8 protein-coding genes are annotated in these 8,410 nt (G+C 62.5%); 3 read left to right on the top strand and 5 right to left on the bottom strand.

The window, feature by feature from the left end:
- The 5 genes from EN906_RS14355 to EN906_RS14335 form a co-directional block, all read right to left on the bottom strand.
- Positions 1 to 867 (bottom strand): FAD-dependent oxidoreductase (locus EN906_RS14355; RefSeq protein ID WP_127375227.1); only part of this gene is annotated, 867 nt, incomplete at its 3' end.
- Entirely contained in the window at positions 867 to 2,045 is a 1,179-nt protein-coding gene (locus EN906_RS14350; RefSeq protein WP_127268147.1) for a M20 aminoacylase family protein, read from the bottom strand. The genes EN906_RS14350 and EN906_RS14355, both read right to left, overlap by 1 nt.
- Positions 2,042 to 2,851, bottom strand: a complete 810-nt coding sequence (locus EN906_RS14345; RefSeq protein WP_127268148.1) for an ABC transporter permease — start codon at positions 2,849 to 2,851, stop codon at positions 2,042 to 2,044. Before EN906_RS14345 ends, EN906_RS14350 begins: the two co-directional genes overlap by 4 nt.
- Positions 2,848 to 4,047: an ABC transporter permease gene (locus EN906_RS14340; RefSeq protein WP_164748743.1), complete on the bottom strand. Its 1,200-nt coding sequence runs from the start codon at positions 4,045 to 4,047 to the stop codon at positions 2,848 to 2,850. Before EN906_RS14340 ends, EN906_RS14345 begins: the two co-directional genes overlap by 4 nt.
- Before the next feature lie 31 nt (positions 4,048 to 4,078).
- A complete protein-coding gene (locus EN906_RS14335) occupies positions 4,079 to 5,134 on the bottom strand; it encodes an ABC transporter substrate-binding protein (RefSeq protein ID WP_127270371.1) in 1,056 nt (351 codons plus the stop codon).
- Positions 5,135 to 5,255: 121 nt separating this feature from the next.
- Here EN906_RS14335 and EN906_RS14330 point away from each other — a divergent pair, with 121 nt between their 5' ends.
- From EN906_RS14330 to EN906_RS14320, 3 genes are all read left to right on the top strand, one after another.
- A complete protein-coding gene (locus tag EN906_RS14330; protein ID WP_127270372.1) occupies positions 5,256 to 6,590 on the top strand; it encodes an aminotransferase class III-fold pyridoxal phosphate-dependent enzyme in 1,335 nt (444 codons plus the stop codon).
- Positions 6,590 to 7,327, top strand: a complete 738-nt coding sequence (locus tag EN906_RS14325) for a GntR family transcriptional regulator (protein WP_127270373.1) — start codon at positions 6,590 to 6,592, stop codon at positions 7,325 to 7,327. The genes EN906_RS14330 and EN906_RS14325 overlap by 1 nt, the downstream gene beginning before the upstream one ends.
- Positions 7,327 to 8,410, top strand: a 1,084-nt coding sequence (locus tag EN906_RS14320; RefSeq protein ID WP_145967781.1) for an ABC transporter ATP-binding protein, incomplete at its 3' end; no start/stop codon positions are given. The genes EN906_RS14325 and EN906_RS14320, both read left to right, overlap by 1 nt.

Here is an 8,410-nt window from a genome sequence, read left to right as displayed (position 1 = left end):
GCGGGAATCGATCATCAGCGGCGCCCGGCGGTAGCCGACCTTGTCGAGAAGGCCTGGAATGGGCTGTGACATGGCGTCGTCGCTGGAGATGTTGAAGATCGCAGGGGCCAGTTCCGGAATCGCCCCGGACCAGGCATTCATGGCAAGCACGACCTTGCCGCAGGACACAGTTCCTTTCGCCGTTTCCACCGTGAGCTTGCCACGTCGCGAAAACCGCTTCATCGGCGACTTTTCATAGATCCGAACGCCGCGGTTCAGCGCTGCACGACGCAGGCCGCGCACCAGGAACCCTGGATGCACAGTTGCCGACGAAGCGTCGAACGCACCGCCAAGGTGGCTCGTCGTACCGGCCATCGCCGCGATCTCCGGGCGCGAAACTCGCCGCGCCGGGACGTAGCCGTGCGCTGCCAGCTTGTTTAACGCGTCGTCCCAGGCGCCAAGCTGTGCTTCGCACGTAGCGCCCCAGATCCAGCCGATGCGATCGAACCAGGCGTCGATTGCCTCGGTCTTGCAGAAAGCCTCGATGCCGCCGATCGCGGCTTCGGATGCCTTGATGATCGAAAGCGCGTCGTTTCCGTCGCGCAGCGCGGCAAGCGCGCTGTATTTGGTCCACGCCGAAAGCACCATTCCGGAATTGCGGCCGCTCGGGCCACCACCACAAATGTCGCGCTCTACAATGACAACGTCGAAGCCTGGATTGTGCTGCTTGAGGCGAATGGCGGTCCACAGTCCGAGATACCCGCCGCCAACGATGCAGATGTCGGCCTGCGTTGTCTCTTCGAGCGGAGGCGCAAGGTCCGGGTCCTCGGGCAATGCCTGCCGCAGCCAATGGCTCCGCCAGCGGATGTCTTTTTCCGGCAACTGCATCACGATGCGCCTGCCGCGGACAGGCGGCGCTCCACCAGCCTGACCAAAAGACTGGCGCCCATCGGCAGGATAGCGTCGTTGAAATCGTAATTGGTGTCGTGCGCGGCGGCCTGGTGCGCGTCGTCCGCCTGGCCAAGCAAGAAATAGCAGCCCGGCCGCTGTTCCAACATGTAGCAGAAATCTTCAGAACCCATCTCGGGAGGCGGATCGACGACGAGACGTTCCGAGCCCATCACCTCGTTCGCAATCGCGATCATCGCGTCGGCTTGCGCCGGAGTGTTGATCGTCGGCGCGAAGGGCGTTTCGTAGCGAATATCGACGCTGGCGCCAAAAGCTTCAGCCTCGTTTTTCGCGATGCGGCGGATTGCCATCTCCAGCGTCTTTTGAACCTGATGGTCGAAGGTGCGCACGGTGCCGGTCAGAAACGCCGCATCGGGGATGGTGTTGAAGGCTTCGCCGGCGCGCAGGCTGCCAACGGTGACGATTGCCGGAGAGTGCACATCGGTCAGGCGACCGGGCAGGGCTTCTATCGCCAGCAGGATGCGCGCGGCGACGGGGAGTGGATTGATCGCCAGATGCGGCATCGCCGCGTGGCCGCCCCTTCCATGGACGACGATCTCGAAGCGATCGGCCGCCGCGGCCACCGTTCCGCGGTGGACGGCGATCTCGCCGAGAGGCCGTTCGCAATTGTGCAGCGCGTAGACTTCATCGCAGGGGAAACGCTCGAAAAGGCCATCATTCAGCATGGCGAGTGCCCCACCTCGACCCTCCTCGGCCGGCTGGAAAATGAAATGCACGGTGCCGGCGAAGTCGGGCGAGCGGGCAAGCGCCGAGGCTGCGCCGAGCAGCATCGTCGTGTGACCGTCATGGCCGCAGCCATGCATCCTCCCGGGAATGCGGGATGCATGCGGCAGCGGCCGCGCCTCGGTCATCGGCAGGGCGTCCATGTCGGCTCGGATGCCAAGACTGCGACCAGCGCCGAGCCTGCCCCTGAGCGTACCGACGACACCTGTCCGTCCGACGCCTTCGGTCGTCTCGATGCCCCACGAGCGCAGTTTGTCCGCCACGAAACGCGCCGTCTCGAACTCTTCGAAGCCGAGTTCTGGATTGGCATGCAGATGCCGCCGCCAGGTCGTCATCTCGGTCTCCAACTGCTGTACCGATGGAACCAGTCTCATGCCGATGCCCTTGCGCGGAGAGTTTGCGAGCGGCCCTGAAGGATGGCGATGACACCAAGCAGGGTCGCAGAGAATGCGATCAGCAGCACAGCGACGGCCGCGATGGCAGGGCTGATGGATTCGCGAACCCCGGAGAAGATCATGCGAGGCAAGGTTCGCTCCGCGCCTGTCGAGAGGAAACTTGCGACGACGACTTCGTCGAAAGAGATGATGAAGGCGATGATGGCCCCTGTAATGACGCCCGGCGCTATCAGCGGCAGCACTACCTTGAAGAATGTGCGGATGGTGCCGGCGCCGAGCGATGCGGCCGCGCGAACCAATGTCCGGTCGAAGGTCGAAAGGCTGGCGACGACAGTCGTCAGCATCACAGGCACGGCCATCGCCGTATGCACCAGAATGATGGATAGCTTGTTGCCGACGAGTCCCAGTGTGGCGAAGAATGAAAAAGCCGCGACGCCGACGATGACAACCGGCGTCACCAAGGGCGCGGCGATGATCGCGTAGAGAATCCGTTTGCCGGCAAAATCGCCCCAGGCGAGTCCGATCGCCGCAGGTATGCCGAGCAGCAACGCCAGGACCGTGGTGGACAGCCCGATGACGACCGAGTTCCACAGTGCGTTCGGCCAACGCTGGTCGACCCACAGTTCGGCATACCAGCGCAGCGACCAGCCCGGCGTCGGAAATGCCAGCGAATTGCTCGAGGTCAGCGACATAGGGATCACGATCAGCAGGGGCAGGATGATGAACGCCAGCAACGTCGCCGCATAGGCATACATCAGCCACTTCCGGAAGCGGTCGGCGCTCATGCGACATGCGCCTTGCGGCGGAAGAGGACGGACGCCGTCCAGAACAGCAACGCAAACAACACGAGGATCATCAGCAGTTGCAGCGAAAGCGCTGCACCCATGCCCCAGTTCAGTGTGCTGTTCGTGTAGAAAGCTATGTAGCTGGAGATCATCTGGTCGGTCGGCCCGCCGACAAGCGTCGGGGTGATGTAGTAGCCAAGTGCGAAGACAAAAACGATCGCCCCGCCAGACAGGATCCCTGGCAGGATCAACGGCAACTGCACGCGGCGCCATGCCGTGAGCCACGGCGCACCCAGCGACAGTGCCGCGCGCATGTAGGTGGTCGGAACCCGCCGCATGACAGCGACGACGGAGAGCACCATCATAGGCAGCAGAACCTGAACCATCGCCAAATAGAGCGAAAAGCGGGTGTAGATGAGGTCGAGGGGTTCGCTGACGATACCCAATCCGAGCAGAGTGGAATTCACGGGGCCGTTCTTCTGCAGCACGATGATCCAGATGACGGTGCGCACCAGCAGCGATGTCCAGAGCGGAAACAGGATCAACGCGAACATCAGCTTCGACCAGGCCGGGGGCGCGCTGACAATTGCCTGCGCCAGCGGCACGGCGAGCACCGCGCAGATGACGGTCACCACGATGCTGATCCAGATCGTACGCAGCAGCGCGTCGACGAAGATGGCGCGGTCGGCGGAAACGGCTTCGATCGAATTGTCCGCGCCTCGCTTCAGGTCCAGGCTCGCAAGCAGATAATAGTCCGTTCGCGCGCTTTGCTGACGCGCTATGACCTGCCAGAGATCGATGTTTTTCCAACCGGCCTGTTTGGCGAGCACCTCGTCGCGCACGGGGCGCATGTCGAGCTTGCCGTCGGCCGCATCCTTTGCCGTCTTGATGACGAGGAAACGGCTGCCGACCACGCGCTGGTTCACGAGTTGCGCCAGGACGCCTTCCTTCCCGGCGCGCCGCGCGTCGGCCAAATCCTCGACGAGTGCTGCAAAGACGGGTTCGCCAGGCAGGCCGCTATCCGCATTCCAGCCCGCCAGAGCGGCAATTGTGCGCGGCAGGTTGTTCGAGAAATCCGAGTTGTCGACGGCCAGAGCGAGGAAGCGCGCTACCGGCCACAGAAACAGAATGACGACGAACAGAATAAGCGGGGTCGTCAACAGGGCGAGCATGCCGCCCCGTTGGCGCCGCTTCATAGCCGGCTTTGTCCCGACCAACATGCCTGGGTTACTTCGCGAGCCAGGCCTTGAAGCGTTCTTCCAGTGCTTCCTTGTGCTCGGTCCAGAAGTCGTTGTCATAGGAGGCGCCGTACTGAAGGTGCTCCGGCGACGTCGGCAGGTAGGCCTTCCAATCCGCGGGAATGAGGTCGGCGGCTTCCTTGCGGCCGGTGCCATAGGCATAGAGTTTCGAGAAGCCGGCCTGGTTTTCAGGGATGGAGAACCACTTGAGGAGATCCAGCCCGGCCTGCTGGTGCGGCGCGCCCTTCACCACCGCCCAGTAGTCGGTGCCATAGAAGAAGCCAGCGTCCCATGCGATCGCATAGGGCTTCTTCTCGTTGATGGCTTCGTTGGTGATGCGCGCATTGAACGCGTCGCTGAGAGCCACTTCACCACTGTCGAGGTTCTGGATGCCCTGCGTCGTTGTGGACCACCAGACGACGTGCGCCTTGATCTTGTCGAGCATGGCGAAAGCCCGGTCGACGCCTTCCGGCGTGCCCAGCACCTTGTACATGTCCTCGCGCTTAACGCCGTCGGCCATCAGCGCATTTTCCAGCGTGAACTGTGCCTGCTGGTAAAGCCCGCGCTTTCCCGGAAATTTCTCGACGTTCCAGAAATCCGCCCAGCTCTTCGGCGCGGCGTCACCTTTGTAGACCTTCGTGTTGTAGGCAAGGACCGTAGCCCAGGTGTCGGATGCGACGCCGCATTCGTGCAGGGTGCCTGGGAGATAATTCGCCGCGTCGCCGGTGATCTCGGGCGTCAGCGGGACGAACAGGCCTTCGGCGCAGCCGACTTCCATGGCGGGCGCTTCGACCGAGACGACGTCGTAGGTAATGTTGCCCGCCTGCACCTGGGCACGCACCTTGGCGACCTCGCCGCCCCATTCTTCCATGACGATCGGAACGCCCGTCTTTTCGGTGTACTTGTCCCAGACCCCATCCTTGTAGGCCTTGTCCCATGTACCCCCCCAGCCGACCACCGTGACGGGGTCGGCCGCGGACGCGGCCAAAGTCGAGGTCGCGAGGCAGATCGCGGCGGCAGATACGGCTTGCAGATAAGTCCTCATTGCAGTTCCCCTTTCTTATCGTTGCAGATTTGATCAAATTTCAAACGCAAAATCGATTGATTAGCAACAGGAATTTGCGATATGGTGCAAAAAAGTTGAAAAGACGAGGAGATTTGATCGAATGCTGCAAGGCACTAGAGACCTGCGCGCCAATGTCAGTCTCGCTGCTGTTCTGGACGAGGCGCGACAGCGTTTCGCTGACGCCAACCCGAACAGCCGGGCGCGTCAGAACGAGGCCGCGGCATCGTTGCCGGGCGGCAATACGAGGGCTGTTCTATGGTATCGGCCATTCCCCGTATCGTTTGTTTCCGGTGAAGGCTGCAGGGTGACCGATTTGGACGGCCATACCTATGTCGACCTGGTCTCGGAATACAGTGCCGGTTTCTACGGCCACTCCGACAAGGCGATTTCGGCGGCCCTTGTGGACGTCATACAGGGTGGCATCATGCTGGGCGCACCCAACCGCTATGAGGCGCGCCTGGCTGCCGCGGTGGTCGACCGTTTTCCGGCCATAGAGCGCGTGCGCTTCTGCAACTCGGGCACCGAGGCGAACATCATGGCGATTTCGGCGGCTCGCGCCATCACGCAGCGCTCGAAGATCCTCGCCTTCCGCGAGGGCTATCATGGCGGCGTACTCACTTTTGCGCATGGCGGCTCACCGCTCAATTTGCCTTTCCCCTTTGTCTTCGCCGACTACAACGATAGTGCAGGCGCCGTGGCGCTCATCAAGGAACAGGGCGACGAGCTTGCCGCAGTGATCGTCGAGCCGATGATGGGCGGCGGCGGCTGCATCCCGGCGACGCGTGAGTTCCTGGAAGCGCTGCGCGCGGCGACGAAGGAGACCGGCGCGCTGCTGATCTTCGACGAGGTGATGACCTCGCGCCTCGACTACCGCGCGCTCCATGGCGCACATGAAATCTTTCCCGATTTCGTGACGCTCGGCAAGTATATCGGCGGCGGCGCCAGTTTTGGCGCATTCGGTGGACGCGCCGACCTCGTCGATCGCTTCGATCCGGCTTTGCCCGGTGCGTTCTCGCATGGCGGGACGTTCAACAACAATATTCTCAGCATGGCTGCTGGCTTCACCGGTCTGACCGAGGTGCTGACGCAAGAGGCGAGCCGCGCCATCAATGGGCGCGGCGATCGCTTGCGCGAAGCGATGAACGTCTCCCTTGAAAGGCATGGCGTCGAGGGCATCGTCATAGGGCGTGGGTCGTTGATGAACCTGCATTTCGTCAGGGGGCCGGTGGACACTCCGGCGCGGCTCGACGATGCCGATCCTTCGGTGATTGCGCTTTGGCATATCGAAATGCTGTTGCGAGGGTACTACGTGACGCCGCGCGGCATGCTGGCGTTGTCACTGCCATTTGGCGACACCGAACTCGACGGCTTCGCCGGCGCATTCGACGATTTCCTGTCGAGCAACCTCAAAATACTGCCGCGCCGGACAAACTGATGCTTGATCGCAAGAATGCCAGTGCCGGCTCAGCCGCGCAAAAGACAGCTCATGTTCGTGTCCATACGGGCTTGAAGGAAGCACTGATGAACGGTGACTTCCTGCCCGGCCAAAGACTGGTCGTGCGACAGCTTGCCGAACAGTACCGGACCAGCGCCATGCCGGTGCGCGAGGCCTTGCGGCAACTCGTCAGCGACGAGGCAATGTTCGACCACCCAAATCGGGGCGTCATCGTCCCCGAGGCCACGGTGGCGCGTATTTCGGATCTGGTGCGTGTGCGCTGCAGCGTCGAAGGAACGGCGGCCGAGTGGGCCGCGACGACCATCACGCCCGAAGAACTCGATGAATTGGCGAAGCTGAACGGGCTGATGCGCGAATGCGTCGAGAGCAATGTCATGGCTAGCTATCTCGGCTTGAACAGGCGCTTCCATTTCACGATGTACCATGCCGCGCGGTCACCTCTCATCCAGCAAATCATCGAGAAATTGTGGCTGCAAGCAGGACCGTTCTTGAACATCGTCCGCTCGGACGTGACCTACGGCCTGGGCCTTGACCATCATGACGAAATGCTCGCGGCGCTGCGTCGCGCCGATGGCGCGGCTGCGCGCAAGGCGCTGGTGGCCGACCTGCGCGAGGCCGCCGACATCATTCTTCGCGCCGCCGCGGCGGCTGAGGCTCAGCCTGCGCGCAAACGCCCGGCTTCGGCACGCCGTGATCCCAAGGCGCAGGCGCGGTGATGGGCGGATCCCCGCGTGGCCCGGTTCATGTCGAGTTTCGTGGCGTCAGCAAGCGCTACGGGCAGACGGTCCAGGCGGTGCGTCAGCTCGACCTGGAAATCATGCGCGGCGAATTCCTGACGCTGCTGGGGCCTTCCGGGTCTGGCAAGACGACGGCGTTGATGATGCTTGCGGGGTTCGAAGATACGACCGAGGGCGAAATCCTCATTGACGGTCAGCGCATCGACAACGTTCCCGCCAATCGTCGCGGCATCGGCATGGTGTTCCAGAACTACGCGCTTTTCCCGCACATGACGGTCGCCGAAAACCTGGCTTTCCCGCTCGAGGTCCGCAAACTTGGCCGCGACGAGGTGACGCGACGTGTCAGGAACGTTCTCGACATGGTCCAGTTGCCCGAATTCGGCAACCGGCGTCCGGCGCAGCTTTCGGGTGGCCAGCAACAACGCGTCGCGGTTGCCCGCGCCCTGATCTTCGAACCAAATCTTGTCCTGATGGACGAACCGCTCGGCGCCCTCGACAAGCAATTGCGCGAGCAGATGCAGTTCGAAATCAAGGATATCCATGCCCGGCTCGGCGTCACGTTCGTTTATGTGACACACGACCAGACCGAGGCGCTGACCATGTCGGACCGGATCGCGGTGTTCAGCGCCGGCCGCATCGAGCAGCTTTCGACACCACGCGAACTGTATGAGCGTCCGACGGGCAGCTTTGTGGCGAGCTTCATCGGCGAGAACAACCGCATGTCCGGCACCGTGCTTGCCGGCGGTGAAAACGGTGGCGTGGCCGTCCATCTCGACGATGGCGATCTGGTGTTGAACGCCATTTCCCCTGGCGCGACGCCCCCTGCGGGCGCCAGGGTGACGCTGTCGATCAGGCCCGAGCGCATGTCCTTATTGCACGATGGCTCCACCGCCCTCAACGTGATTGCGGCAACCGTCGTTCAGTCCGTTTATGTCGGGGATCACATCCGGCTCGTCGCTGTGACGGCGGGCGGCCTGAAATTCATTGTCAAGCTTGCCGCATCGTCGTCTCGGTCCGAACTCAATGCGGGCGAGGCGGTTCGGTTGGGCTGTGGGCGTGAGG

Origin of the sequence: Mesorhizobium sp. M7A.F.Ca.CA.004.06.1.1 (assembly GCF_003999135.1) — a bacterium.
In the GTDB taxonomy this organism is placed as follows: Bacteria; Pseudomonadota; Alphaproteobacteria; order Rhizobiales; family Rhizobiaceae; genus Mesorhizobium.
The sequence above is the reverse complement of the archived record's forward strand: the minus strand, read 5'-3'. Positions and strand labels throughout refer to the sequence as shown.